Source organism: Streptomyces halobius (assembly GCF_023277745.1).
Taxonomy (GTDB): Bacteria; Actinomycetota; Actinomycetes; order Streptomycetales; family Streptomycetaceae; genus Streptomyces; species Streptomyces halobius.
In genome coordinates this window covers 1852493-1876063 of record NZ_CP086322.1, presented here as the reverse complement: position 1 = coordinate 1876063, position 23571 = coordinate 1852493, and the positions used below count along the sequence as shown (strand labels likewise).

Here is a 23571-nt window from a genome sequence, read left to right as displayed (position 1 = left end):
AGAAGTAGTCCATGCGTATCGGCGTCATCACCGGATCGGGCAGCTATGACTGGCCCCACATGGCAAGCGCGGCCCCACAAACCGTCACCACCGCCTACGGCCAGGTCACGGTCACCGAGGGCCGCCTCAAAGGGGTGGAGATCGTCCAGCTGTCCCGGCACGGCGCCGGGCACCACCGGCTGTCACACCAGGTCGACCACAAGGCGAACCTCACGGCACTGCAGGCCGCCAACGTCGACGCCGTGGTCTCCCTGACGGTGTGCGGAGCAGTCGACCCGGCCACCCCGCCCGGCTCACTGATCATCTTCGACGACCTGTACTTCCCCGCCAACCGGCTACCCGACGGCACCCCCTGCACCTGGCACGACACCCCGGGCAAGGCAGGGCGCGGTCACTGGATCTTCGACCGCCCCTTCAGCGAACCCCTGCGCCAGGCACTGATCACCGCCGCCCACGAGACCCGGGCACCGGTCGTGGAACAGGGCGTCTACGGCCATGTGGACGGCCCCCGCTTCAACTCCCGCGCCGAGATCGCCGCGCTCGCCACCGCGAAAGTGACCGCGGTCAGCCAGACCGCCGGGCCCGAAACGGTACTGGCCGGCGAAGCCGAACTGCCCCTGGCCCTCGTCGGATTCGTCACCGACTACGCCAACGGCATCGCCCCCGAACCCGAACCCGTGCAGGCACTCCTCAACCGGATGGCAGCCAGCAAGACGATCTTCGCCGAACTCGTCGCACGCGCCGTGCCCACTCTGAACGCGGCGACCCCCGCCGGGTTCGTCCACCGATTCGACTCATGAGCACGGCACGCACCCCCGCCGTACTCGTCATGGCGAAGACCCCCCGGCCCGGCACCGTCAAGACCCGGCTGCATCCATTGCTCGGCCCCCAGCGCTGCGCCGTCCTCCAAGCCGAACTCATCCGCCACACCCTGGAGACAACCACGGCCCAGGGGCTGCGCACCTACCTGGCGTACGCCCCGGACGGCGGGGAGGACGAGGACGGCGTGCGCGACCTGGCACCGGCCGCGGTCCGGCTGCTCGTTCAGCGCGGCGGGGACCTCGGACAACGGCTGACGGCCGCCGTCGCCGAGGTCTTCGCCGACGGCGCGGGACCACTGCTGGTCATCGGCACCGATGCCCCGACCCTGACCGCACACCACCTGGCCGCCGCCTTTACCACCCTGGAGAGCAGGGACGTGGTGCTGGGCCCGGCCCTGGACGGCGGCTACTACCTGATCGGGATGCACTCCCCGCACCCCCAGCTCTTCGCCCTCGACACGGCCTGCTGGAGCACGGACAAGGTGCTGGCCACCACCTTCGCGCTCGCCACCGACACGGGGCTGCATGCCGAACTCATTTCCCCGCTACGGGACCTGGACACCCCCGAAGACGCCGCCGCGCTGCGCGACGCCCCGCTCCTGCCGCAGCGTATCGCTGCCCTGCTGGACCCGTTGGAGACGGCATGACGCCATGACATGACGGCATGAAGGTGTCGACCGTCCCTGAACCATCCCGTTCCCGCACCAGGTTGGAGAGACCCCTCATGCGGATCGCTGTATGCGGCGGCCCCTACGGCAACCCGTACGCCCTGCAAGCCTTCGTCGACGACGCCCGAGCGCGCGGCGCCGAGCGGCTGTTCTGCCTGGGCGACCTCGGCGGCTTCGGCGCCGACGTCGACGCCCTGTGGCCGATCCTGACCGATGCCGGCGTCGAGTGCATCGCGGGCAACTACGACGTGGCGATCGCCCGCGGCGACACGGACTGCGGCTGCGGCTACCGCGACCCGAAGGACAACGCGTACGCCCAGATCGTCTACGACCACACCCTCGCCACCACCAGTCGCGACTTCGCCGCCTGGATGGGGACCCTGCCCACCGAGCACCGCGAGATGATCGGTGGCTTGGATGTGCACATGGTGCACGGCTCCACTCTCACGCTGAACGACTTCTGGTGGGAGTCCCTGCCCGACGACCGGCATCGCCTTCGCGCCGAGGCATCCGGCGCGGACGTCATCCTGTGCACCCACAGCGGACTGCCCTGGCGGCGACGCATCGGTGACACCCTCGCGGTCAACGTCGGCGTCCTGGGGAAACCTGCCAACGACGGCCGTCGCGAGGTCTGGTACGCGGTCCTCGACATCGAGGACGGCAAGGCTGAGGCCGAGCTGATCCCGCTCGGGTACGACTGGCAGGCACAGGCCCGCTCCATGCGTGACGCGGGACTTCCTGAAATCTTTGTGGAGACCGTAGAGACCGGCTGGTGGACCACGTGCCTTGAGGTCCTGCCCCCGGCCGAGCGTTCCCGGGGCCGCTACCACCTCTACCGCTCCACCCTCCCGTCCGGGTTCCGGCCCGCCGACGACGGCTGGGGCGAGACCACGCCCCAGGCACTGGAAGGCGACCGGCCGGTGGTCCCCTTGTTCGGCAGCCCCTACTTCCCCTCCCGCCTCTGGCTTTACACCAACTTCCACTGCAACCTGGCCTGCGACTACTGCGCCGTCGCCTCCTCGCCGAAGGCCGCCCCGCGCACCCTGCCCGCCGCCACCTTCCGCACCCTGGTCGACGAAGCCGTCGAAGCCGGCTTCACCGAGCTCTACATCACCGGCGGCGAACCCTTCCTCCACCCCGACATCGTTGAACTCCTCGACTACGCCGGCTCCCAGCTGCCCACCGTCGCCATGACCAACGCGATGCTGCTGCACGGCCGACGAGCGGATGGCCTCGGGGCGCTCGCCGGCCGCAAACTCACCGTCCAGACATCCCTGGACGGCGCCACCGCCCACGTCCACGACCTGCACCGCGGCCCCGGCTCCTGGACCCGCACCCTCGACGGCATCCGCCACCTGATCGACCTCGGCCTGCCACCCCGCGTCGCCCTCACCGAAACCTCCGACAACACCGCCGAAATCCCCGCCGTAGCCGCCCTGCTCACCGAACTCGGCCTGCCCGCCGACCACTTCGCCGTACGCCCCCTCCTCCGCCGCGGCTTCTCCGACACCGGCGTCGAGATCGGCGAGGACTCCAGCATCCCCGAACTCACCGTCACCGCCGACGGCCTGCACTGGCACCCCGTCGGCGCCGACACGGCCACCAGCCCCGATATGCACCTCGCCCCCACGGGCACCCCACTGGAGACGGGAAAGCAGCTCGTGACCGAGCGGTTCTTCACCGCCCGCCTCACCGACGGCAGCCTGCCCCGCCCTGTCCACTGCGCCATCTGACATCACCACGAGGGAGTTCCTGATGCAGCCGAACGTCGCCATCCTCGGCGCCGGCCCCGTCGGCCTCGATGCCGCACTCGCCTGTGCCGACGCCGGATGGTTGTTCACCGTCTACGAGGCATCGGACACCATCGCCGGCCACGTACGCGACTGGAGCCACGTACGGCTCTTCACCCCCTGGGACCTGAACACCTCCTGGCGGATGCGCACCCATCTCACCCGCGCGGGCCACCCCGTCCCGTCCGGCGACCGCTGCCCCACCGGCGGCGAACTCGTCACCCAGCTCCTTGAGCCACTCGCCCCATCACCAGCCCTCGCGGGCCGCATCCGCTACCGCACCCGTGTGGCCGCCATCGCCCGCACCGGACTGCTCAAACACGAACAGATCGGCACCCCCGCCCGCGCCACCGCTCCCTTCACCCTCCTGCTCGACACCCCGGACGGCGAGGACACCGTCGAAGCCGACCTCGTCCTGGACTGCACCGGCACCTACTCCCACCCCAACACCCTCGGCAACGGCGGCATCCCCGCCCCCGGCGAGCGCGCCCTCGCCCACCGCATCACCCGCACCCTCCCGAATGTCGACGACCCGGACCGCTGGGCAGGCACCGTCCTGCTCGTGGGCGCCGGCAAGTCCGCCCAGACCGCCGCCCGCGATCTCGCCACCCTCCCAGGCACCCGCCTGGAGTGGGCCGTCCGCAGCCCGGCCCCCGACTGGGGCGCCATCACCGACGACACCCTCCCCGGCCGCCAGGAACTCGTCGACACCTCCCAGCACCTGGCCGACGGCTCCTGCGACCGCGTCACCGTCCACACCGGCGCACACGTCCAGTCCTTGCACCCCGACGGCGACCTTCCCCCAGCTCTCGACTCCTTCCCCACGTTCTCGACTCCGCTCGAACAGGGGGGACCTCCCTGCGCAGGGGAGGCCCCAATGTGCGCCCGCCTCGCCACTGCCGCCGGCCCCCGCTCGGTGATCTGCGACCACGTCATCTCGCTCACCGGCTACACCGGCGACCACAGCCTCTACCGCCAGCTCCACGTCCACGAGTGCTACGCCACCGGCGCCCCGATGAACCTCTCCGCCGCCCTCCTAGGAGCAGCGGGCGGCGACTGCCTCGCCCAGCCCGCCCCTGGCATCGACCAACTCCGCACCCCCGAACCCGGCTTCTTCATCCTCGGCGCCAAGTCCTACGGCCGCCTGAACACCTTCCTCCTGCGCACCGGGTACGAACAGGTCGACGCGGTCGTGTCGGCGCATCCCCCGGCCGGGCAGCCATGTACGGAGGTGCCGACCGCCTCGTAAAGGAGACATCAGCCCGCCGGAGGGGGCTTCCCTTCCCCACCATCGCCGCCGGAGGGGACTTCCGTTCCCCACCACCGCCGCGACCGGCACGGCAGTACGCACCGTGCACCCCGCAGCAGCAGGGCCACCGCCTCCCTCGTCGGTGTCCACGCGGCCACCGCCCCGCCCGCTCGTTCCCCCTTTCCCCACCCAGCCGGCCGCACTCGCCTGCACCGCACGCGAACCCCCGCACACCGGGCCCCGGTGGTGAGCCCATCGCCCGGACGAAGCCACCCCGTGCCCTGCACGCCGGAATGCCGACGACGTCCCGGCGGGTTTCTGGACCACAGACGAAGTGGAGACCGGCATGAGCGACCCCAAGGCCCCGAAAACGGAGGCCGTCCGTGTTTACTGGCGGCCCGGCTGCCCGTACTGCGCGATGCTGCGCCACGGATTGAAGCGCACCGGCCTGCCCGTGGAGTGGCACGACATCTGGGAGGACGGCCGCGCCGCGGCGTACGTGCGGTCCCTCAACGGCGGCAACGAGACCGTCCCCACCGTGGAGGTGGCCGGGCGGGCCCTGACCAACCCCAGCGCGCGCGAGGTGCTGGCCATGGTCCGTGCACATGCCCCGCACCTTGCCCCAGCCGCCGGCGCCGCACCACGGCGGGCATGGCTGCCCTGGCGCCGCCGCACCGCGCCATAGATGTCGTCGCGGACGGCGATGATGTCGGCGGATTCGGTGGCGATGTCGGTGCCGCTGCCCAGCGCGATGCCGACGTCGGCCTGCATCAGGGCGGGGCGTCGTTGATGCCGTCCCCCGACCATGGCCACCTTGGCGCCGTCGGCCTGGAGTTCGCGTACCAGGGCGGCCTGGCGGTCCGGAAGGACCTCGGCACGGACCTCGGCGATGCCCAGCTGCCTGGCGACGTGATGGGCGGCCCGGGGGTTGTCCCCGGTGACCAGCCGGGACACACCCTGCCGACGCGCTCCTCGCAGCCGGTGCGGGTCATGCCCTGTACGTACAGCAGGAGGTCCTGCGCATCCTTTGCGCCCATCGCTCCTCCAGAGGCCGGGAACAGCCCTCAGGCTGCTCGTACCTCGCTCTGCCATGACGCTGAAACCTTGCCCGAGGGGTAAGGTCAAGCTTGGCGGGCGAGGGGAGAAAGGGGCAGCGCATGCGAGGCGTGACCGTGGGAAAGGCGGCCGAGCTGGCCGGGGTGAGCCGCAAAGCCATCCGGCTGTGGGAGGCCAAGGGGCTGCTGCCCGAGGCCGAGCGGACCGAGGCCGGCTACCGGCTCTTCGACGAGGCCGATCTGGAAGTGCTGCGCTTCATCCGCCGCGCCAAGGCCCTCGGCCTGACCCTGGACGAGATCAACGACGTCCTCGACCTGCAGCGCGGTGGCGCCCAGCCCTGCGCCCGGGTCACCCAGCTCCTCGACGCCCACCTCGACCAGATCAACCGCACCCTGACCGAGCTGCGCCGGCTCCGCGCGGCGCTGCTCGACGCCCGCCGCACCGCCGACCAGACCCGCAGGGCCGGCGGCGACGCCGTCGTGTGCCGGATCATCGAGACCGGCCCCGACCCCAGTCGGTGACCAGCGGCCCGCGCTGCCCCACCGTCGTATCCCGGCCGAGCCAGGCGCTGTTCGGGCAAGGGCAGGCAGCGGCAGGAGCAGGACCAGGCACCACAGCCGGCGGGTGGAGCCCGGCCCCCGGAGGGCAGCCGCCTCCACACCTACTTGCCGGGCACCGATACGGCCAGGTCAGCGGGGTCGGCTCCGCCTACGTTCCGGCTGGGTGGCGCGTCCGTCCCAGCAACAGGGCGCTGCCGCTGCTGAGGACGAGGAGCCCGGCCGCGCTCAGCAGGGCCGCGCCGTAGGTGCCGGTCAGGTCTTTGAGGGCGCCGGTCGTGTACGGGGCGAGGAAACTGGCGACGCTGCTCAGGGAGTTGACCGCCGCGACTCCGGCCGAAGCGCACAGACCGGCGGGCAGGGCGAGGGGCAGGGCCCAGAAGACGGGGACGGCGGCCAGGACGCAGGCGAGGGCAACCGTCAGCGTGGCCGCGGCAAGCAGCGGGGAAGCGACCACCGGGGCCAGGGCCAGGGCGAGCGCGCCGGTCAGGGCAGCCAGTGAGAGGTGGCCGGTGCGTTCGCCGGTGCGGTCGGAGCGGCGGCTGACGGCCAGTATGCACGCGGCGCCCAGGGTGTAACAGAGCGCGACGGCAGCGGAGACGCGGGTGACCGAGTCGCTGCCGAAGGCGTCGGCGACCATCTGGGGCAGGAAGAACTGCAGGGTGTAGAGGGCGAAGCAGAGGCCCGCGTACACGGCGGCATGGGCGAGGAGCCGTCGGTGGCGGAGCGCGGTCAGCACCGGACGGCGTGGCGGGTCGGCCATCGGGGTGTGCTCGGCGGCGGTGGTCGCGGTCAGCCAGGCGGCTTCGGCCCGGGTGAGCCAGGGGGCGTGGCGGGGGGTGTCGGGCAGGACGCGCAGGGCGGCCAGGCCGAGCAGTACGGAGGGGAGGGCGAGCAGCCAGAACATGGTGCGCCAGCCCGCGATCGTGCCCGTCCCGCCGTGTTCGATGAGCAGTCCGGCCAGGGGGGACTCCGGCCACGTTGGCGATCGGCACGCCGAGCAGGAAGTACGCGGTGGCGCGGGCCTTGGCCGGGCCGGGGAAGAAGCAGCCGAGGTAGTGGACGACGCCGGGGAAGAAGCCCGCTTCGACGGCGCCGAGCAGGAAGCGGACCGCGTAGAGCTGTCCGGGGGTCGTGACCAGGCCGGTGGCGGCCGAGCAGATGCCCCAGCCGATGGCCATGGCGGCGATCCACCGGCGGGCGCCGAGTCGGTGCAGCACGATGCCGGCCGGGACCTGGCACGGCAGATAACCGGTGAAGAAGATGCCCGAGGCCAGGCCGTAGGCGGTGGTCGACAGGCCCAGGTCGGCGTTCATCCGCAGTGCGGCGACGCTGATGTTCACCCGGTCGATGAAGTTGGCGACGTACAGGGCCAGCAGCAGGGGAAGCAGCCGGACCGTGACGGCACGCACCACCCGGCCGCTGTCGACTCCCGCGACGGAGGGACGCCGGGGCAGTCTCCCTCACGGCGCTTCGGTGAAGGCCAGGCGGCGCTCCACGGGGACGGCGGCGCCGTCGGCCTCGGCGTAGGGGGCGGCGAAGAACAGGGCGCGGCCTGCGTGCTGCGGCGGGTCGAAGAGCAGGTCGCGACCGGTGGAGAAAGCGATGTGATTGCACTCCAGACGGCCGAAGAGTCCGTGGGTGCCGTACTTGCAGGCGCAGGAGGCGTCCGCGGGCAGCCAGCCGAGCCCGGCGATGAAGAATTCCGCCCAGCAGTGGTAGCCGCACACCTCACAGTCCTCGGCCGTGCCGGTGGGGGCTTCGAGGGCCTGGCCCAGGACGAAGCGGGCCGGGATGCCCACCGAGCGGCACAGGGACACGAACAGGGCGTGGATGTCATTGCAGTTGCCGACCTGGCAGACCAGGGCGTGCTCGGTGCTGCCCCGGTACGACTGCTGGGTGGCGTCGTACGTCATGGCACCGGTGGTGTGGTCGTAGATCCTGCGGGCCTGCTCCAGCGGGTTCGTCTCGCCCGCGACGATCTCGGCGGCCAGGGCCCGGGTGCGGTCGTCGACGTCGACGTGCCGCTCGGGCTGCAGAGTCCGGGCGAACAGCTCGGGGCTGGCGAGAGCCGTGGCGCGGGCCGGGTCCGTCGTGCCGGGCCGGGGGACCCGCTTGATGGCGTAGCGCAGTTCGAAGGAGTACCGCCCGGCCGTGGGGGCCGGGGCTGTGGCGTGCAGGAGCGTGTTGCCGAACTCGGCCTCCCGGGTCAGCTCCGCGGGCAGGTCGGCGCGTACGGCCAGGTCGAGGACCCGCTGGTGCGGGACATCGGGGATCACCGGCGCCCACAGCCGCAGCCGTCGGCACCGTTCCGGGGCGTCCACCGTGAAACTGTCCGTGATCTCGAAACGGCAACCGATGTCAGCCGGGGGACTGCTCGCGGAGGCGGTGGCGGATACGGATCCGGTCATGAGGACCTCTCAAGGAGAGTCGGGGGAGGGGGGCAGGCGCGCTGCAGGGGAAGGCCCGCGGCGCGCCACTCGAAGAAGCCGCCGACCAGGCGCCGGACGGTGAAACCGCGGGGCCGCAGGATCTCGACGGCCTCGTAGGAGTAGACGCAGTACGGGCTGCGGCAGCAGCCTACGCCGGTCCGAGGGGACTCACCGCCCCTGGGACCGGCGGCGCGCGGAGCGGCGGTGTGCGGACGGCAATCATCGGCGGCGCCGTCACGGCGACCGGCGCCATAACGGACCTTCGAGGCCCGGCGCCACCAAGCCGTCCCGTTCACCCGTCTCCTGACAGGGCACCAGCTCTGCCGGTCGACGGGAGCCGCGATCGCCTGGACGCTGACTCCGGCTGTTGCCGCACTGGCGTCGGCCGGAGTCTTCGCGGCGCTGCGCTGACGCCGGAATCCCTACGGTTGCTCGGTTCCGGCCACGGCCTCGGTCTTGATCATGACCTTGCCGCAGCAGCAGGTCGGGGCCGTACCGGAGCAGTTCGCCGGGGCGGAGACCAGGACCTTGACCGTGCAGTCGCAGTTCTCACAGGGACAGGTGTAGATCTCGCCTTCACGCATCGACATGGTGTACCTCTTCACTCCTCGATGGATGGGGACGCAACCGGGTTGTCCCGGCTGCGTCCCCATCGTGGAACCTTGCCCCCGGGTCAAGGTCAACACGACCCACGCAAGAGCGTGACAGCAGTGGAAGCGGGTCGCCGCAGCCGTGTACCCGGCCTGTGGACCGCACCGGGAACCGGCGGTACAGCGCGACGGCCGGTTCCGCCGCTACAGCGGGGAGGGCAGGCTGAGCTGAAGTGGTTGGGGTACGCCGACCAGGAGACGCAGGATGTAGGTCTCGGGGTCCCGGCGGGGAGGAAGACGGCCTGCACGGTGGTCAGCGTCCGCACGGTGCACACCGCGGGGCGTCCCAGCAACAGCGGTACGTCCCCGGCGATTCCGCATTCCGACAGCACTCCGACCACCACACGCCGTCGGCCGGTGCCCGAGACCAGCTCCAGCGTTCCACTGCGTACGATCCACACCCCGTCGGGCACCTGCCCCTGAGCGAAGACCACCGTGCCGGGCTCCAGCACACGCGACTCCACACGAGCCGCCAGCGCCTCGGTGTCCCGACGGCCGGGCGGGCGGCGGCCTCCCGGACAGCGCAGGGCCCATACCGCCGCGCGCTGCGCAGCCGGGGCCGGTGCTGCGGGCGGCCGGTCTGCATCACGGTGTGTCACGTCTTGTCATTCCTCTGACCAATGGGTCACCTGGTCGGCGCACTTGGCGATAGCAGGGGACGGGGGCGGCATACCTGTGAGGCGAGGGCGGCGCCCGCCGCCCCCGCACAAAGGAGAACCCTGTGATGCGTATCCATCTGATGCACCGCGCTGCCCTCGGGCTGCTGCGCCGCGCTGCGCTCGGGGCCGCGGCTTCGATTCTGGCGGCAGGAGCTGTGGTCACCGGTGCCAGGTACCGCGTCGGCCGCCTCTGCTCATCACGGCTCGGCCTCGGCACAATCGGCCGCGCGTTCCGATGGCCACGGTCACCACGGCGGCGGCCACGGTCACCACGACTGCCGGGGCGGCCACGGCGGCTACGGCCACGGCCATGGCGGGCATGGCCATGGCGGTTACGGCGGGTACGGGCATGGCGGTTACGGCGGATACGGGCATGGTGGCTACGGCCCCTACGGCTATGGCTACGGCGGCCTGCTGAGCTGGCTCCTCTGATACCTCGCCGCGGTCGTGTCCCACAGGCGGGCGGAGCGGCGCATCCCGCCCGGCGGCCACACCGTGCCGACTTTCTCCGGTCGGCACGGTGCGGTCCATACCGGAATCGGGTGGGGGGCCTTGTTCTTCCACGGACCGGAAACCCCCACCCCCTGACCCGCATTCCCCTTCCATCCGCCCAGCGCCGAGTCAGTTGACGCCCCTCACTTGCCGCATGACGACCAGCGGTTCACTCCTACGGCAGCAGGCTGCCTCACCGGCAGGGGAAGAGACTTCACGGCCGACGGGTTTCCGGACGGTTCGGATCGAAGCGAGACGGATCCCTTCCCGGGGCCTTTCGCCTCATGCGCCAGAGGAAAGGCGAGTCAGTCATGACACTCCAGCGACAGCGGCTCCGTAAGACCGGCCTGGGCATGCCGCGCATGCTCGACGTGATCAGCGTGGGGGAACTGCGCCCGCTCGACCTGGGCGGTCTGCTGACCCGTGGGGTGGCCGCCGGACTCGTAGCCGGGCTGGCGTTCCTGCTGGCGCACATGTGGTTTGCCGTGACCCGGGGCATGTCGGCACTCTCCCCGCTGCACATCATGGCGACCGTCTTCGACGCCTCCAGCGCGCCTGTGCCCACTGCGGCCGAGGCGGTGCTGGGCCTGACCATGCACATCACGCTGTCACTGGGATTCGGCATGGGCTTCGCGTTGGCGCTGGTGCCCTGGCTGCGCACCGTGCCCGCCTTGGTGGGCGGCGCACTCGGCTATGGCCTGGCGCTGTGGGTGTTCAACCTCCACGTCCTGGGCAAAACCGTCTTCCCGGCCTTCGACGGTTCCCACGTCGCGTTCCAGATCTTCGGGGGGCTCGCCCACCCCTTGATCTTCGGATCGCTGATGATCCCGTTCTTCCTCACGCGCCCGGCTCCGGAGACGCCGCCGGAGCCGGAGCGGATGCCGAGGTAGAAGGGGACGGGAGAGGGTCCCGTGGACGCCGCTGACGGACAGGGCGTGCAGACGGTCGTCAGCCGCGCAGGGCCGGGGCTGCGGGGACGTCGAGGTCGGTTCGGGCGTAGTGGTTGAAGTAGTTCGTGAACATGTTCACCGCGACATGGGCGAACGCCTCGGTGAGCTGTGCGTCGCTCCAGCCCGCTTCCCGGGCGCGTGTCCAGGTGTCGTCGGATACCTCACCGATCTCTCCGGCGATCTCCCGTACGACACGCACCAGCGCGTCCAGCGGGTCGTCGAAGTCCGCGGCGCCGCGGCGGATGGCCACCGTCTGCTCTTCGGTCAGGCCGGCGGCCTTGGCCGAGAGGGTGTGCGCCGCTTGGCAGTAACTGCAGTGGTCGACCGCACCGACGGCCAGGGCGATCGCCTCGCGGGTGCGGGCGTCGAAGGTGCCGTGCCGGGTGATCGCCGCGTTCATGGCCGCGTAGGTCTCCAGCACGACCGGCGCATGGGCCATCTCGCCGTGGATGTTCAGCACCTTCCCGAAACGCTTCGCCAGCTTCGACAGTGTTTCCCGGCCTGCCTCAGGCGCGCTGTCGACGGTGTGGACGGGAATCCTGGACATGACCCTCCTAGGTTGTATGCATCTGCCTGCCGCCACGCCGTCGGCGCTGCGGAGTCCCTGGGGAAACCCGCCAGGGCTCCCACGCATTTCCTCCGCACGCACGCTGACACAAAAGAACTTGTGTCACCTTCCCCACCAGCGCCCCGCAGTACTGCTGCGGCTGGGGTTGGGGCTACGGCCACGGCGGGGCGGCGGTCTGCTGGATCAGGGTGCCGCCGAGAAGAGTGGTCAGACAGGCCTGGCTGTCGATCGCGCCGGAGGAGTCGGCGGGGCGGATGGCACCGGCCAGCACTTCGTGTCCACCGGCGGGCCGTTGGGTGTCGTCGGGGCGCCTGCGGTGAGGTGCCGAACGCGGTCCCGCTGCCGTCCGGCGGGTCGGTCCCGTTCACCTCGGTCCCCGCGGTACCGACCGAGTGGCTGTTCACCGTCAACGGGCAGCTCACGCCGGAAGTGCGGATGCGTCCGGGGGAGGTCCAGCGGTGGCGGGTGCTGAACGCCGCACCGCACCGGCTGATGTGGCTGCACGTGGACCAGCACACCTTGCACCAGGTCGGCCAGGACGGTGTGCCGTTCGCCCACGCACGCCCGAAGCCGGCCATCATGCTGGCCCCGGCCAACCGGGCCGAGTTCGCCCGGCACATCGAACCTGCAAGTCTTCGACTACCGCGTCAACGGCCTCGGAGCCACCGCGATCTGCCTGCACCCGCACCCGACCCCCGACACGCCCGAACAGCTCGGCCTGCCGCCGGGCAGCCCCACGAGCTACGTCCTGACCCTCCGGGGTTCCGCAGTCCGAGCTGCCGCTGCCGCACTGAGCACCGCACCGCCACCCGGCTGAATCCCCCGAGCAGACATTAGTAGGCGCAAATGCCGGATTGTGTCAGCTCGCTGACACTGGGGACGGCGCCCTGTGGCCCAGCGGGTTCCCTCCCCCGCGCACCGTCGTTGGCACAGCGATACCGCCGCGGCACGGCCCGTACCGACTGAGGTCGTAAGGGCACGGTTGGCGCCGCGGCACCCGCCGGGCAGCGCGAGTCCGTACGGGCCGGTACGTCGTCACGCTGTTCTCCACCGGCCCGCCCGGCTCCCGTGCCCGTCCCCGGTGGACGGCATCCCCCGTATCACCGTCCACCGGAGCGGTGGGGCCGACCGTACGAACCCTCGCGGTCGGCTCCACACGTCCCCCGCGGGGCGACCAGGAAGTCACCCGCACACGGCTTCCCTCTCCCACCGCGAGAGGGCACCCTGAGTCACCTCGTCATCGGGCGGCCGCCAATAGCGCGCCCTTTCGCCGGCAGACAGAGCAGACAGATCAGATAGAGCAGACGGAACAGACAGAGCGGATGGAACAGACGGGACAGATGGGGCGGGCGGAATCGAGCACGGGGGAGAGCGGGTTCCCTTCTGGTCGGCCGCTCGCACACCCGCCGGCGACACTCCGAGAGAAGGGAATCCCATGCGCACTCGGCGATTCAGCACGACCGTCACCGCCACCTTCGTCGCCCTCGCCCTCGCCCTGCTGGCCACCGGCTGTGGCACCGGCGGCGACCGTCCGTCCTCGGCGGCATCCGCCACCCGGCCCGTCGACCCGGGGGCTTCCTCACAGGCGGCCGAAGACCGTGCGACGCCGAAGGTGCCGACAAAACTCGACTTCACCACCCGCACCGTGGACGGCGAGGAGTTCAAGGGTGCCTCGCTGGCCGGCAAGCACGCCGTCCTGTGGTTCTGGGCCCCCTGGTGCACCGTCTGCAGGTCCGAAGCGCCGACCATCGCCAAGACCGCCGCCAAGTGGGGTGACAAGGTCACCTTCGTGGGCGTGCCGGGACGGGGCCGCACCGCCGACATGAAGCAGTTCGTCACCGACACCGGACTGGACGGCATCCAGCACGCCGTCGACACCGACGGTTCGCTCTGGGCAGGCTTCGGCGTCACCGCGCAGCCCGCTCTCGCCTTCGTCGACGACGACGGCACCATCGACGTCGTCCCCGGCGGCCTCGATGCCACCAAGCTGAACGACAAGGTGGAACGGCTGACGCGGAAATGAGCTCAGTACCCTATGCGCTGGCGTTCGCCGCGGGGATGCTGGCCGCGATCAACCCCTGCGGCTTCGCGCTGCTGCCCGCCTACCTGACCCTGTTCGTCTCCGGCACGGACAACTCACGTACGGAACCTGAGAGGCGCAGTTCGCTGGTGCGGGCCCTGGTGGCGACGGCGGCGATGACCGGCGGCTTCGCGGCCGTCTTCGGCGCCTTCGCACTCATCGTCTGCCCGCTCGCGCTGTCGGTGGAGCGCTGGCTGCCCTGGGTGACCGTCGCCATCGGCCTCGTGCTCCTCGCCCTCGGCGTCTGGCTGCTGACCGGACGCGAACTGCGCGTCCCCGTACCGAAGGTGCGCGCCACGTCCCGCCCCGCCGGTTCGGCCTGGACGATGACCCTGTACGGCATCTCGTACGCCATCGCCTCACTGTCCTGCACCATCGGCCCGTTCCTGGCGCTGACCTCCGCCGCCTTCCGCACCGGCAGCCTGCCCGGCGTGGTGGGGGTCTTCGCCGTATACGCGGCCGGGATGGGCGCCGTCGTCGGCGTACTCACCCTCGCCGTGGCCCTCTCCCGCCAAGCCCTCATCAGCCGCATCCGCCGGGCACTGCCGTACGTCACCCGGGCCTCCGGCGCGCTCCTGCTGTCGGCAGGCGGCTACGTCGCGTACTACGGCTGGTACGAACTCCGGCTCCTGCACGGCCACGTGACCGAGGACCCGGTGGTCGGCGCCGCCACCCGCTGGCAGGGCGAGGCCACCCGCTGGCTGGACGGGCTCGGCCCGGCCCCGGTCCTGACCGCCGTCGCGGTACTGCTCGTGGCGGGCTGGGCAGTGCACTGGGCCACCCGCCGACACCGTTCCGTACGGAGCCCGCGTACCACGTCCCACCCGGGTGACGACGACGCGCCCCACTCCGACACGACCAGCCCCGGCAGGGCCCGTTCCTCCACATCGTGACCCGCACCCGCACCCGGTGCCGGCCGTCCGGGCCGTCTTCGTTGCAGGCGTCGCAGCAGGCGAGCACTCCGGCCCGCGCGCAGAAGACCGCCCCTTCCCGTCATCCGTGGTCGGCGGGAAGGGGCGGCCGGTCTGTCAGTGGCCGGCGGTGAGCTGGCCGGCGAGCTTGTCGTGCATCTCGGCGCTGGGCTCGTTCAGGCCGATGATGGTGACCTTCTTGCCGCGGTCGGCGTACTTGGTCTCGATGGCGTCCAGCGCGGCGACGGAGGAGGCGTCCCAGATGTGGGCGTCGGTGAGGTCGATGACGACGTCGTCCGGGTCGTCCTTGTAGTTGAACTGGTAGACGAGGTCGTTGGAGGAGGCGAAGAGCAGCTCGCCGGTGACCGCGTAGACGGCCTGCTTGCCGTCCGGGTCGACGACACCGGAGACCTGGGCCAGGTGCGCGACGCGCTCCCGGAAGTCTGCGGGCGCCTGCAAGCCCCGGTCCGGGCCCGCACTGGCGGGGGCGGACCTGGCTGCGTCTTTACAGTGTGGCTGCCCTCGCCGAAGACTCTACCCTGACGTGAGGGCAGGGTGCGACCTGCGGCTTATGAAATGCGGGTAAACACCTCCTCGGATCATGTGATTCCAGACACGTGTGCTGGAGCGCTTCGATCTGGTGGGCATGGGGTGGACATGCGGCGGAACGCAGAAGGAGAAGACTCGACGATGGGTGAGCGGCAGATGCAGATCGGCGAAGTGGCCGAGCGGACCGGTTTGTCGCTGCGCACGATCCGCCACTACGAGGAAGTCGGCCTCGTGGCTCCCTCCGCGCGCAGCAAGGGCGGCTTCCGCCTCTACACCGAAGCCGACGTCGAGCGGCTGATGGTCATCCGGCGCATGAAGCCGCTGGACTTCTCGCTGGAGGAGATGCGGGACCTGCTGGAGATCACCGACCGCGTCGCGGCCACCGGCGACCCTTCCCCAAGCTCGGACGGAGCAGGGGAGACCTCATCCGACGAGGAGCGGGAGCGGCTGCGCGAGCGCCTCGACTCCTACCGCAAGGTGGCCGACGCGCGCTGCGAGACGCTGCGCGCCCAGATGATGGCCGCCGAGGACTTCGCCGCCACCCTCCGCCGCAGGCTCGGCGCGGAGAGCTGACGGCGGCGCGCGAGGAGCGACCTCCTCCCGTGTCGGCCGGTCGGCCCTCGATCCGCTCGGAGATCCCCGGGGAAAACGTCCTCGGCGAGGCCGTGAGTTTGACGACAGGGCCTGGCGCTGCCGGGCAACGGTCGGTTTCGCCATGAACGTTCCAGCGCGATCTCGCCGGACGCCGTGCGCCCGGCGGCGTCCGCCTCCGTCACGGTGTCCTCGCCGTGGGCGAGTTGCAGCATGAAGAGGGCCATTGTCCGTGCTCCGCGCCGCTCAGAGTCCGACGGGGATCGCGGGGAGGTCCTCCCAGACCTGCCGCAGTTCCGTGTAGCGGCGGTCGGGCGGCAGCTGTTCGAGCACCTTGCGGACCTCGGGGCGGGCGCCGGACGCCCCGAGGAGCAGATCGTGTGTGCTCACCCCGCTGTTCGCGAAGAGCGGGGACAGGTGCTCGGCGATTTCCCTACGGGTGACGTCATCAGTCATGAAAAGACTCCCAGTTGGCGAGTGCGCGCCTGAAGCGGATGGCTGCGCGGGTGGAGGTCGCGGCAGCCCCGACGGGCGGCTTCCGCCGGTCCCGGGCGGTGGCGAGGGAATGGATCCGCCGGTGCCCGGGAACGGCTTGGAAGCAGGCCGACCAGGTCGGCGAGCAACGTTACTCTAACGCAAGGGTAGAGTGGGATGACAAGTCACCCGCTTCTCGTCGTCAGTTGGCTCAAATGGCATCCACTCGCGCATGCTGACGAGCCGCAGGGCAACGCCTTTCCGGGCGAACGACTCTCTCGTGGCGTGAGGATACGGTGGGTCGGTCGGCGCAGCGGAGTGGGCCGGTGAGGCGCCGACGCGGCGGTCCCGGTGCGATTCTCCGGCGGTCGGGGCCGCCTCCCTTGCTGTCTCAGTCGCCCGTTCGGCAGAGTTTCGCGGCGGGGTCGGAGGTGAGCCAGCCGCGGGCGCCCCAGAAGTCGACGGCCCGCAGGGTGGTGTCCAGGGCGCGCTGCGCGCCTGCGCTGTCGCGGTCGTTCCAGTGTCCGTCGCACCAGGCGGCCAGTGCGTCGGCGGCGTCGGGTGCGTCCAGGATGCCGAGCCGGTTGTAGGAGCCGAGGTGGGTGCCGAGCAGCAGCATGGCGGTGTGGTCGACCTCGCCGGAGGCTTCGGCGAGGAAGGCGGCGATCGCCTGCCGCACGGTGGGCGCGGCGGAGGGGGCCGGGCGGGGGCGGCTGCGCGCCGCTCGGGGTTGCGTGGGCGAGCTGGGTGCCGCGCGAGTGGCGGGTCATCGCCTGCGGCCGTTCCATGATGTCCTGGCCGCCGCAGCCCGCACAGCGGGGAGCGCCCCGCATCCACTGGGCGCCGCACGACAGGCAGGTGACCCGGATGTCGCCCTCGCAGGGCTCTCCGCGCAGCTCCTCCCCCTCCCCGCACGACGGACACTGCGCCACACCCGTCATGGGCCCTTCCCTCCCGGCTGCCTTGTCCGAGCCTCATCCGACTGAGCGAGCCACTCAAGTCTACCCTAACGTTAGAGGAGGCTCCGGGTGGCTCCGTGGCGGTCGCCGCTCGGCCTTGCGCGGCCTGCCCTATTCGTGTGCGGCCCCTATTCGTGTGCGGCGAGGAGTGGTTCGAGGCGGGCGTCGGGGAATTCCCGCTCGAAGGAGTTGGTCTGCCAGCGGTCCGGGAACAGCGCGAGGAGCGCCTTGTCGCGGATGCGGGTCAGCGCCTCGCCCCTGACGAGCCGGGAGCGGTTGAGGGCTTCGGCCCCGGCCGCGTCGGTGGCCCGTGCCAGGCGGTACGGAAGGGTCTCCAGTCGTACGGGGGCGGAGAATTCGCCCGCCATCCGCGCGGAGACGACATCGAACTGCATCGGTCCCACCGCGGCGAGCACCGGCGCCTGGTCCCCGCGGACGTCGGACACCAGGACCTGCACCACGCCCTCCTCGTCCAGCTGGGCGATGCCGCGCCGGAACTGTTTGGAGCGGCCGATGTCGACCGGGCGTACGACGGCGAAGTGCTCGGGCGCGAAGGTGGGCATGGGCGGGAAGAGGGCCGGCTTTCCGTCGTAGAGGGTGTCGCCGACGCGCAGGGCGGTGGCGTTGACCAGGCCGACCACATCCCCGGGGTAGGCGGTGTCGACCATGGAGCGGTCCTGCCCGAAGACGCTGTGTGCGTACTTGGTGGCGAACGGCTTGCCGGAGGCGGCGCGGGTGACGGTCGCGCCGCGTTCGAAGACGCCCGAGCACACGCGCAGGAACGCGATCCGGTCGCGGTGGGAGGGGTCCATGTTCGCCTGCACCTTGAACACCAGGCCGGAGAAGGGCGCGTCGACCGGGCGGCTGCCGCCGCCCTCCACTTCGCGCGCACCCGGCGGTGGGGCGAGGTCGACGACGGCGTCCAGCAGCAGTCGTACGCCGATGTTGGAGATCGCCGCGCCGAAGAAGACCGGGGTGGAGGTGCCGGCGAGGAACGAGGCGCGGTCGAACTCGGCCCCGTCGGCCTGCAGCAGCTGGAGTTCCTCGGTGGCCTGCTCCCAGTCGGCTCCTTCCTCGAAGGCGGCCTGCTCGGCCGGGATCGGCTCCTCGACCGCCTCGTGTGTGCCGCCGGGGGCGCGGGTGTAGCGCAGCATCCGGCCGGGTGAGTTCACGTCGACCAGGCCGCGCAGATATCCGGCGCTGCCGACCGGCCAGGTGACCGGAGCGGGCTTGAGGCGGAACTCCCGCTCGATCTCGTCCAGCAGCTCCAGCGCCTCGCGCCCCGGACGGTCCCACTTGTTGACGAACGTGATCACCGGGATGCCGCGATGCCGGCAGACGTCGAAGAGCTTGCGGGTCTGCTCCTCCAGGCCCTTGGCGGCGTCGATGAGCATGACCGCGCAGTCCACCGCCGCCAGCACCCGGTAGGTGTCCTCGGAGAAGTCGGCGTGACCGGGGGTGTCCAGCAGATTGAGCACGCAGCCACGGTGGGCGAACTGCAGGACAGCGGAGGTGACGGAGATGCCGCGGGCCTTCTCCATCTCCATCCAGTCCGAGGACACCCCGCGCCGCCCGGACTTGCCGTGCACCGCGCCCGCCGACGTGATCGCGTGCGCGTGCAGAGCCAGGGCCTCGGTGAGTGTGGACTTGCCCGCGTCCGGGTGGCTGATCACGGCGAAGGTGCGCCGTCGGGCCGCCTCGCTCGCCGCCCGTCCCCAAGCTCTCAACTCCGTTCGAGCAGGGGAGCCCCCAATGCCCGTGGCGTTCACCGTGCCGCCTTCGAGACCACGACGGGGGCATCCAGCAGCTGGGCCAGATGTCCGTGCAGGGAACGGGCGAACTCCTCGGCCGCCCCCAGCTCCCGGCGCAGGTCCTCACACCGCGCATCGGCCTGCACCCAGTACTTCCGCAACCTCGTCACCAGCTCCTCGTACGCCTGCTCATCGGTCTCCGGCAACGGTCCGCCCGCGTCGGGCAGCTGCTCCAGGACGTCCAGCAGCGCCCGCACGTCCTCCAGACAGAAGCCGAGCGGACGCATCCTGCGCACCAGCGCCAGCCGTCGCACCTCCGCCTCCGTATAGAGCCGGAAGCCGCCCATGCTGCGTTCACTGGGGGCCACCACACCGACATCCTCGTAGTGGCGGATCGTGCGCAGGGACAGCCCCGTGCGCTCGGACACCTCGCCGATCTGCATCAGCCTTCCGCCCACGGCTCCACCGCCTCGCGTCGCTCGCCCGGCACCCTTGCCGACTACAAATCTACCGTGACGTTAGGGTAGGTTGACAATCGCTGCAACGAGGGCGGCTCCGACAGAGGCCGCCGTCGTCGTCAGGCGGCGCCGCCCCGTCGTCCCCCGAGGGGCGGCGCCGCCCCCAGACCATCACACGGGCGGGACCCGCTGCGCCGCCGACCGCCCGATACCGATCAGCAGTCCGTACCGCCGAGCCGCCGGCACCGGCATTCGGTCTTGGTGTGCCCACTTCTGGCGGCGACTGCCCCGGCTCGAACGCCGTCATCCGCTCCGGACGCGATCATCCCGACCGGGGGCGAGGGCAGGCTGAAGGCGCCCCGGCTATTCTCCGGCGCGGGGCTGCCGATCGTCGGCGTGCCGAAGATCACCGACAACGACATCACCGCGACCGATGTCACCTTTGGATCGGCACGGTCGTCGAGCTCGCACCGTCGCGATCGCCGTGAAGGGCGTCAAGCCCCGCGCGGCCACCCTGGCCTTCAGGGTGGCACGGACATCTACGGCCACGAGCGGCGAACGGGCATCGCCCGGCAGCTCTCCGTCGAGCCGGAGCAGCGCCTCGGCTGCGCAGCGTTGAGCCGGCTGGTTGTGCAAGCAGTGGATCACTTCGACACTCTTCGGTAGCGTCAGGGTATGAGTCATCCGCATCCAGAGCTGAAAGCCGCCCCGCCGCTGCCCGTCGGAGGGTTGAGGGTCGTCGCCCTTGGTGGCCTGGGTGAGATCGGCCGCAACATGACCGTCTTCGAGCACGCCGGCAAGCTGCTGATCGTCGACTGCGGGGTGCTGTTCCCCGAGGAGAATCAGCCCGGCGTGGACGTGATCCTGCCCGACTTCACCTCGATCCGGAAGCGGCTGGACGATGTCGTGGCCGTGGTGCTGACCCATGGTCACGAAGACCACATCGGCGGGGTGCCGTACCTGTTGCGTGAGCGGGCCGACATCCCCGTCGTCGGCTCGAAGCTGACGCTGGCGTTCTTGGAGGCCAAGCTCAAGGAGCACGGCATCAAGCCGCGTACGGCACGGGTACGCGAAGGGGACCGGCGCGGGTTCGGGCCCTTCGACTGCGAGTTCGTGGCGGTCAATCACTCCATCCCGGACGGTCTCGCGGTCGCCATCCGCACCGGTGCCGGGATGGTGCTGCACACCGGTGACTTCAAGATGGACCAGTTCCCCCTGGACGACCGCATCACCGACCTGCGCGCCTTCGCCCGCCTCGGCGAGGAAGGCGTCGACCTGTTCCTCACCGACTCCACCAACGCCGAGGTGCCCGGCTTCACCACATCCGAACGCGAGCTGAACCCCGCGATCGAACAGGTCCTGCGCACCGCCCCGCGACGGGTCATCGTCTCCAGTTTCGCCAGCCATGTGCACCGCATCCAGCAAGTGCTGGACGCCGCCCACCAGCACGGCCGCAAGGTCGCCTTCGTGGGCCGCTCCATGGTCCGGAACATGGGCATCGCCCGCGACCTCGGCTATCTGAACGTTCCACCCGGCCTGGTGGTCAGCGTCAAGGAACTCGAAAAGCTGCCGGAGAACAAGATCACGCTGGTGTGCACGGGTTCCCAGGGCGAGCCGATGGCCGCGCTGTCCCGTATGGCCAACCGCGACCATGTGATCCGTATCGGCAAGGGGGACACCGTCCTGCTCGCCAGCTCCCTGATCCCGGGCAACGAGACCGCCATCTACCGGGTGATCAACGGGCTGACCAGGTGGGGCGCGAACGTCGTCCACAAGGGCAACGCCAAGGTGCACGTCTCCGGGCATGCCAGCGCCGGCGAACTCGTCTACTGCTACAACATCGTCAAGCCCCGCAACGTCATGCCCGTGCACGGCGAGTGGAAGCACATGCGGGCCAACGCCGATCTGGCCGTCCGCACCGGAGTCGCCCCCGACCGGGTGGTGATCGCCGAGGACGGCGTCGTCGTCGACCTCGTCGACGGCCGCGCGTCGATCACCGGCAAGGTGCCCGCCGGCTACGTCTACGTGGACGGCATGGAGGTCGGCGGCGCCACCGAAGCGTCCCTGAAGGACCGACTGACGCTGGCGGAGGAAGGCGTGGTCACGGTCGTGGCGATCGTCGACGCCGACACGGGCGCCCTCGCCGAGACCCCCGACTTCCTGGCGCGCGGATTCGTCCACGACGACACCACCTTCGAGCCGGCCATCCCCGTGATCGAAAAGACCCTGGCCGCCGCGGCCGAGGAAGGCGTCGGCGAGGCGCACCAGCTCGAACAGCTCATCGCCCGCGCCGTGGCGGCCTGGGCGTTTCGGACCCACCGCCGCAAGCCCCTCATCATCCCCGTCATCATCGACGCCTGACCCGTTGATCTGTTTCCGGGCTACTCTCCGTCCCTGCCATGGTCGGCGGCGGGGTCGACTTGGTACCTGGCGCGCGAAGACCGGCGGCCCAGGCGCCAACTCGCCGGCACCCGTGGCATGTCAGAAAGCCGGCACCCGTGGCACGTCAGAAGAGTGAACGGTGGCACGTCAGAAAGGTGAACGGATGAGCGCGCGTTTCGAAGAGATCGACTGGCGTCCGACGGCGATGGGAGACATCAGTTTGCGGCGCCGGCGGGACCCGGTCTCGGGTGACGACGTGTACGAAGTGAAGCTCGGCGACGAGTTCTTGATGTCCAGCCTCTTCACGGCGGGGGAGACCGCGCTCACCCGGCTCGGCCTGGCGAAGCTGCCGGGCACCGGACTCCACGAACTCGACGTCGCCGTCGGCGGACTCGGCCTCGGCTACACCGCCCAAGCGGCGCTGGACGACCCGCGGGTCCGCTCGCTGACCGTGGTCGAGGCGCTCGGCGAAGTGATCGACTGGCACAAGCGCGGGCTGGTACCGCTGGGGGCTCGTCTGACGTCGGATACCCGCTGCCGACTGGTCCAGGGCGATTTCTTCGCGATGGTCGGCGATTCCCGCGGCCTGGATCCCCAGACACCGGACCGCCGTTTCCACGCCATCCTGCTGGACATCGACCATTCGCCACGCCAAGTGCTGCACCCACGGCACGCGGCGCTCTACCAGCCTGCGGGGATGCGCGCCCTTGCCCATCGCCTCCACCCCGGCGGTGTCTTCGCTCTGTGGTCGAACGACCCGCCGGACGAAGAGTTCAACTCCGTGCTCACGGAGGTCTTCACGGAATCAGAAGCCCACGTCGTCAACTTCGACAATCCCCTGCAGGGGGGAACAGCGGCCAACACCGTCTATGTGGCGAAGAGAGAGACAGGCACAGGCCTGCGGTTGAAGTGACGCCGGGCAGCGCGTCGCCGGCCGGATTTCCTGGCCGCCGGTGCCATAGAGGTTCTTGAGCGTAGAAGGTCAGGTGGGCGAAGCCAGCTGGGCGGCGCTGGAAAACTGGTTCCGTCGCCGACGGTGATCACCAGGACGGTGCGGTCCTGACCGCGACGCCCGGTATCGAGGTCGGGACCGGGAGAAGAGGGTGCGCCTCCAGCAGGGCCTCGATCTGCGTCTGAAGGGCTCGGCGCTGTTCGTGAACGGCCGCGAGCGAGCGGGCCGGGGACGGGATCATACGCGGTGACGACGCGGCTCCGGCCGCCGAACCCGATCCGCGCGGTACCCCGCACCGGGCCTGGAGGAAGAGCCGGAGGTGCAGGAAACCGACGATTCCCACGACCAGGAGGGGCAACCCGCCCTGTGCCACGACCTGTTCCAGGAGTAGGCACGGGTCATCTGGTGGTCATCTGGTGCGCCACGGCCGTGATATCCGCCAGGAGGCCCTCGCGGGCGACGCAGGCCCCGCGCCGAGTGGACGACAGCAGCTGCGCGAACGTACGGATGACGGTCGGGAGTTGGGCGCCGATCGTGATCACGGGACACGGTGGCGGGCGCGTGGGGGCGTT

General features: G+C 70.7%; 23 protein-coding genes and 5 pseudogenes. 14 read left to right on the top strand and 14 right to left on the bottom strand.

Annotation, left to right across the window (positions count from 1 at the left end; translation table 11 throughout):
• Window positions 1–11 precede the first annotated feature (11 nt).
• From K9S39_RS08865 to K9S39_RS08845, 5 genes are all read left to right on the top strand, one after another.
• Window positions 12–800, top strand: coding sequence for an MTAP family purine nucleoside phosphorylase (locus tag K9S39_RS08865; RefSeq protein ID WP_248862774.1), 789 nt, complete (start codon window positions 12–14; stop codon window positions 798–800).
• The gene (locus K9S39_RS08860) at window positions 797–1468 is read left to right on the top strand and encodes a TIGR04282 family arsenosugar biosynthesis glycosyltransferase (protein WP_248862773.1); all 672 of its coding nucleotides are present in this window, start codon (window positions 797–799) and stop codon (window positions 1466–1468) included. Before K9S39_RS08865 ends, K9S39_RS08860 begins: the two co-directional genes overlap by 4 nt.
• 77 nt (window positions 1469–1545) lie before the next feature.
• Window positions 1546–3222 carry a radical SAM protein gene (locus tag K9S39_RS08855; protein WP_248862772.1) on the top strand — a complete coding sequence of 559 codons (1677 nt, stop codon included), beginning with the start codon at window positions 1546–1548 and terminating at the stop codon, window positions 3220–3222.
• A gap of 22 nt (window positions 3223–3244) precedes the next feature.
• Window positions 3245–4528, top strand: a complete 1284-nt coding sequence (locus K9S39_RS08850; protein ID WP_248862771.1) for an NAD(P)/FAD-dependent oxidoreductase — start codon at window positions 3245–3247, stop codon at window positions 4526–4528.
• 346 nt (window positions 4529–4874) lie between these two features.
• On the top strand, window positions 4875–5213 hold the full coding sequence (locus K9S39_RS08845) for a mycoredoxin (RefSeq protein ID WP_248862770.1): 339 nt from the start codon (window positions 4875–4877) through the stop codon (window positions 5211–5213).
• A gap of 122 nt (window positions 5214–5335) precedes the next feature.
• Here K9S39_RS08845 and K9S39_RS08840 read toward each other — a convergent pair.
• Window positions 5336–5620, bottom strand: a pseudogene (locus K9S39_RS08840) (hypothetical protein); the annotation flags it as partial.
• A gap of 65 nt (window positions 5621–5685) precedes the next feature.
• On the opposite strand from K9S39_RS08840, the gene K9S39_RS08835 reads away from it, so the two are divergent.
• Complete coding sequence (locus tag K9S39_RS08835) at window positions 5686–6105, top strand: heavy metal-responsive transcriptional regulator (RefSeq protein WP_248862769.1); 420 nt, start codon at window positions 5686–5688, stop codon at window positions 6103–6105.
• 187 nt (window positions 6106–6292) lie between these two features.
• Here the strand turns inward: K9S39_RS08835 and K9S39_RS08830 are convergent, their stop codons facing one another.
• The 5 genes and pseudogenes from K9S39_RS08830 to K9S39_RS42895 all read right to left on the bottom strand — a co-directional run bounded on the left by K9S39_RS08830 (window position 6293) and on the right by K9S39_RS42895 (window position 9675).
• Window positions 6293–7096: an MFS transporter gene (locus K9S39_RS08830; protein ID WP_283113459.1), complete on the bottom strand. Its 804-nt coding sequence runs from the start codon at window positions 7094–7096 to the stop codon at window positions 6293–6295.
• A gap of 25 nt (window positions 7097–7121) precedes the next feature.
• Window positions 7122–7553 (bottom strand): annotated as a pseudogene (locus tag K9S39_RS42900) (MFS transporter); the annotation flags it as partial.
• 51 nt (window positions 7554–7604) lie between these two features.
• Entirely contained in the window at window positions 7605–8552 is a 948-nt protein-coding gene (locus K9S39_RS08825) for a transglutaminase-like domain-containing protein (RefSeq protein ID WP_248862768.1), read from the bottom strand.
• Window positions 8553–8995: 443 nt separating this feature from the next.
• Complete coding sequence (locus K9S39_RS08820) at window positions 8996–9163, bottom strand: hypothetical protein (RefSeq protein WP_248862767.1); 168 nt, start codon at window positions 9161–9163, stop codon at window positions 8996–8998.
• A gap of 89 nt (window positions 9164–9252) precedes the next feature.
• Complete coding sequence (locus K9S39_RS42895) at window positions 9253–9675, bottom strand: cyclic nucleotide-binding domain-containing protein (RefSeq protein WP_406708130.1); 423 nt, start codon at window positions 9673–9675, stop codon at window positions 9253–9255.
• 372 nt (window positions 9676–10047) lie between these two features.
• Here K9S39_RS42895 and K9S39_RS08815 point away from each other — a divergent pair, with 372 nt between their 5' ends.
• The gene (locus tag K9S39_RS08815) at window positions 10048–10314 is read left to right on the top strand and encodes a hypothetical protein (RefSeq protein WP_248862766.1); all 267 of its coding nucleotides are present in this window, start codon (window positions 10048–10050) and stop codon (window positions 10312–10314) included.
• A 371-nt stretch (window positions 10315–10685) separates the two neighbouring features.
• Window positions 10686–11264 (top strand): hypothetical protein, encoded by a 579-nt coding sequence (locus tag K9S39_RS08810; protein ID WP_248862765.1) that lies wholly within the window; start codon window positions 10686–10688, stop codon window positions 11262–11264.
• A gap of 58 nt (window positions 11265–11322) precedes the next feature.
• Here the strand turns inward: K9S39_RS08810 and K9S39_RS08805 are convergent, their stop codons facing one another.
• Window positions 11323–11871, bottom strand: coding sequence for a carboxymuconolactone decarboxylase family protein (locus K9S39_RS08805; RefSeq protein WP_248862764.1), 549 nt, complete (start codon window positions 11869–11871; stop codon window positions 11323–11325).
• Between the two features lie 1456 nt (window positions 11872–13327).
• Here K9S39_RS08805 and K9S39_RS08800 point away from each other — a divergent pair.
• Window positions 13328–13915, top strand: a complete 588-nt coding sequence (locus K9S39_RS08800) for a redoxin domain-containing protein (protein WP_248862763.1) — start codon at window positions 13328–13330, stop codon at window positions 13913–13915.
• Window positions 13912–14865 (top strand): cytochrome c biogenesis CcdA family protein, encoded by a 954-nt coding sequence (locus tag K9S39_RS08795; protein WP_248862762.1) that lies wholly within the window; start codon window positions 13912–13914, stop codon window positions 14863–14865. Before K9S39_RS08800 ends, K9S39_RS08795 begins: the two co-directional genes overlap by 4 nt.
• 135 nt (window positions 14866–15000) lie before the next feature.
• Here K9S39_RS08795 and K9S39_RS08790 read toward each other — a convergent pair.
• A pseudogene (locus K9S39_RS08790) lies at window positions 15001–15324 on the bottom strand (STAS domain-containing protein); the annotation flags it as partial.
• A gap of 249 nt (window positions 15325–15573) precedes the next feature.
• On the opposite strand from K9S39_RS08790, the gene K9S39_RS08785 reads away from it, so the two are divergent.
• Complete coding sequence (locus tag K9S39_RS08785) at window positions 15574–16005, top strand: MerR family transcriptional regulator (protein WP_248862761.1); 432 nt, start codon at window positions 15574–15576, stop codon at window positions 16003–16005.
• 264 nt (window positions 16006–16269) lie between these two features.
• On the opposite strand, the gene K9S39_RS08780 is transcribed toward K9S39_RS08785, so the two are convergent.
• The 4 genes from K9S39_RS08780 to K9S39_RS08765 all read right to left on the bottom strand — a co-directional run bounded on the left by K9S39_RS08780 (window position 16270) and on the right by K9S39_RS08765 (window position 19665).
• Window positions 16270–16479: a hypothetical protein gene (locus tag K9S39_RS08780; protein WP_248862760.1), complete on the bottom strand. Its 210-nt coding sequence runs from the start codon at window positions 16477–16479 to the stop codon at window positions 16270–16272.
• 409 nt (window positions 16480–16888) lie between these two features.
• Window positions 16889–17176: a hypothetical protein gene (locus K9S39_RS08775; RefSeq protein ID WP_248862759.1), complete on the bottom strand. Its 288-nt coding sequence runs from the start codon at window positions 17174–17176 to the stop codon at window positions 16889–16891.
• Window positions 17177–17584: 408 nt separating this feature from the next.
• Window positions 17585–19183, bottom strand: a complete 1599-nt coding sequence (locus K9S39_RS08770; protein WP_248862758.1) for a peptide chain release factor 3 — start codon at window positions 19181–19183, stop codon at window positions 17585–17587.
• 38 nt (window positions 19184–19221) lie between these two features.
• On the bottom strand, window positions 19222–19665 hold the full coding sequence (locus tag K9S39_RS08765; RefSeq protein ID WP_248862757.1) for a MerR family transcriptional regulator: 444 nt from the start codon (window positions 19663–19665) through the stop codon (window positions 19222–19224).
• Between the two features lie 315 nt (window positions 19666–19980).
• Here K9S39_RS08765 and K9S39_RS42890 point away from each other — a divergent pair.
• The 3 genes and pseudogenes from K9S39_RS42890 to K9S39_RS08750 form a co-directional block, all read left to right on the top strand.
• Window positions 19981–20109 (top strand): annotated as a pseudogene (locus K9S39_RS42890) (6-phosphofructokinase); the annotation flags it as partial.
• 231 nt (window positions 20110–20340) lie between these two features.
• The gene (locus K9S39_RS08755) at window positions 20341–22026 is read left to right on the top strand and encodes a ribonuclease J (RefSeq protein WP_248862756.1); all 1686 of its coding nucleotides are present in this window, start codon (window positions 20341–20343) and stop codon (window positions 22024–22026) included.
• A 184-nt stretch (window positions 22027–22210) separates the two neighbouring features.
• Entirely contained in the window at window positions 22211–22960 is a 750-nt protein-coding gene (locus K9S39_RS08750; RefSeq protein ID WP_248862755.1) for a polyamine aminopropyltransferase, read from the top strand.
• Between the two features lie 20 nt (window positions 22961–22980).
• Here the strand turns inward: K9S39_RS08750 and K9S39_RS42885 are convergent.
• Window positions 22981–23261 (bottom strand): annotated as a pseudogene (locus K9S39_RS42885) (IS110 family transposase); the annotation flags it as partial.
• 136 nt (window positions 23262–23397) lie between these two features.
• Window positions 23398–23541, bottom strand: coding sequence for a hypothetical protein (locus tag K9S39_RS08740; RefSeq protein WP_248862754.1), 144 nt, complete (start codon window positions 23539–23541; stop codon window positions 23398–23400).
• Between the last annotated feature and the right edge of the window lie 30 nt (window positions 23542–23571).

Bases quoted from the DNA above. Each gene is read 5' to 3' on its own strand.
- K9S39_RS08865 (WP_248862774.1), top strand. From the start codon at position 12: ATGCGTATCGGCGTCATCACCGGATCGGGCAGCTATGACTGGCCCCAC.
- K9S39_RS08860 (WP_248862773.1), top strand. From the start codon at position 797: ATGAGCACGGCACGCACCCCCGCCGTACTCGTCATGGCGAAGACCCCC.
- K9S39_RS08855 (WP_248862772.1), top strand. From the start codon at position 1,546: ATGCGGATCGCTGTATGCGGCGGCCCCTACGGCAACCCGTACGCCCTG.
- K9S39_RS08850 (WP_248862771.1), top strand. From the start codon at position 3,245: ATGCAGCCGAACGTCGCCATCCTCGGCGCCGGCCCCGTCGGCCTCGAT.
- K9S39_RS08845 (WP_248862770.1), top strand. From the start codon at position 4,875: ATGAGCGACCCCAAGGCCCCGAAAACGGAGGCCGTCCGTGTTTACTGG.
- K9S39_RS08835 (WP_248862769.1), top strand. From the start codon at position 5,686: ATGCGAGGCGTGACCGTGGGAAAGGCGGCCGAGCTGGCCGGGGTGAGC.
- K9S39_RS08825 (WP_248862768.1), bottom strand. From the start codon at position 8,552: ATGACCGGATCCGTATCCGCCACCGCCTCCGCGAGCAGTCCCCCGGCT.
- K9S39_RS08820 (WP_248862767.1), bottom strand. From the start codon at position 9,163: ATGTCGATGCGTGAAGGCGAGATCTACACCTGTCCCTGTGAGAACTGC.
- K9S39_RS08810 (WP_248862765.1), top strand. From the start codon at position 10,686: ATGACACTCCAGCGACAGCGGCTCCGTAAGACCGGCCTGGGCATGCCG.
- K9S39_RS08805 (WP_248862764.1), bottom strand. From the start codon at position 11,871: ATGTCCAGGATTCCCGTCCACACCGTCGACAGCGCGCCTGAGGCAGGC.
- K9S39_RS08800 (WP_248862763.1), top strand. From the start codon at position 13,328: ATGCGCACTCGGCGATTCAGCACGACCGTCACCGCCACCTTCGTCGCC.
- K9S39_RS08795 (WP_248862762.1), top strand. From the start codon at position 13,912: ATGAGCTCAGTACCCTATGCGCTGGCGTTCGCCGCGGGGATGCTGGCC.
- K9S39_RS08785 (WP_248862761.1), top strand. From the start codon at position 15,574: ATGGGTGAGCGGCAGATGCAGATCGGCGAAGTGGCCGAGCGGACCGGT.
- K9S39_RS08780 (WP_248862760.1), bottom strand. From the start codon at position 16,479: ATGACTGATGACGTCACCCGTAGGGAAATCGCCGAGCACCTGTCCCCG.
- K9S39_RS08755 (WP_248862756.1), top strand. From the start codon at position 20,341: ATGAGTCATCCGCATCCAGAGCTGAAAGCCGCCCCGCCGCTGCCCGTC.
- K9S39_RS08750 (WP_248862755.1), top strand. From the start codon at position 22,211: ATGAGCGCGCGTTTCGAAGAGATCGACTGGCGTCCGACGGCGATGGGA.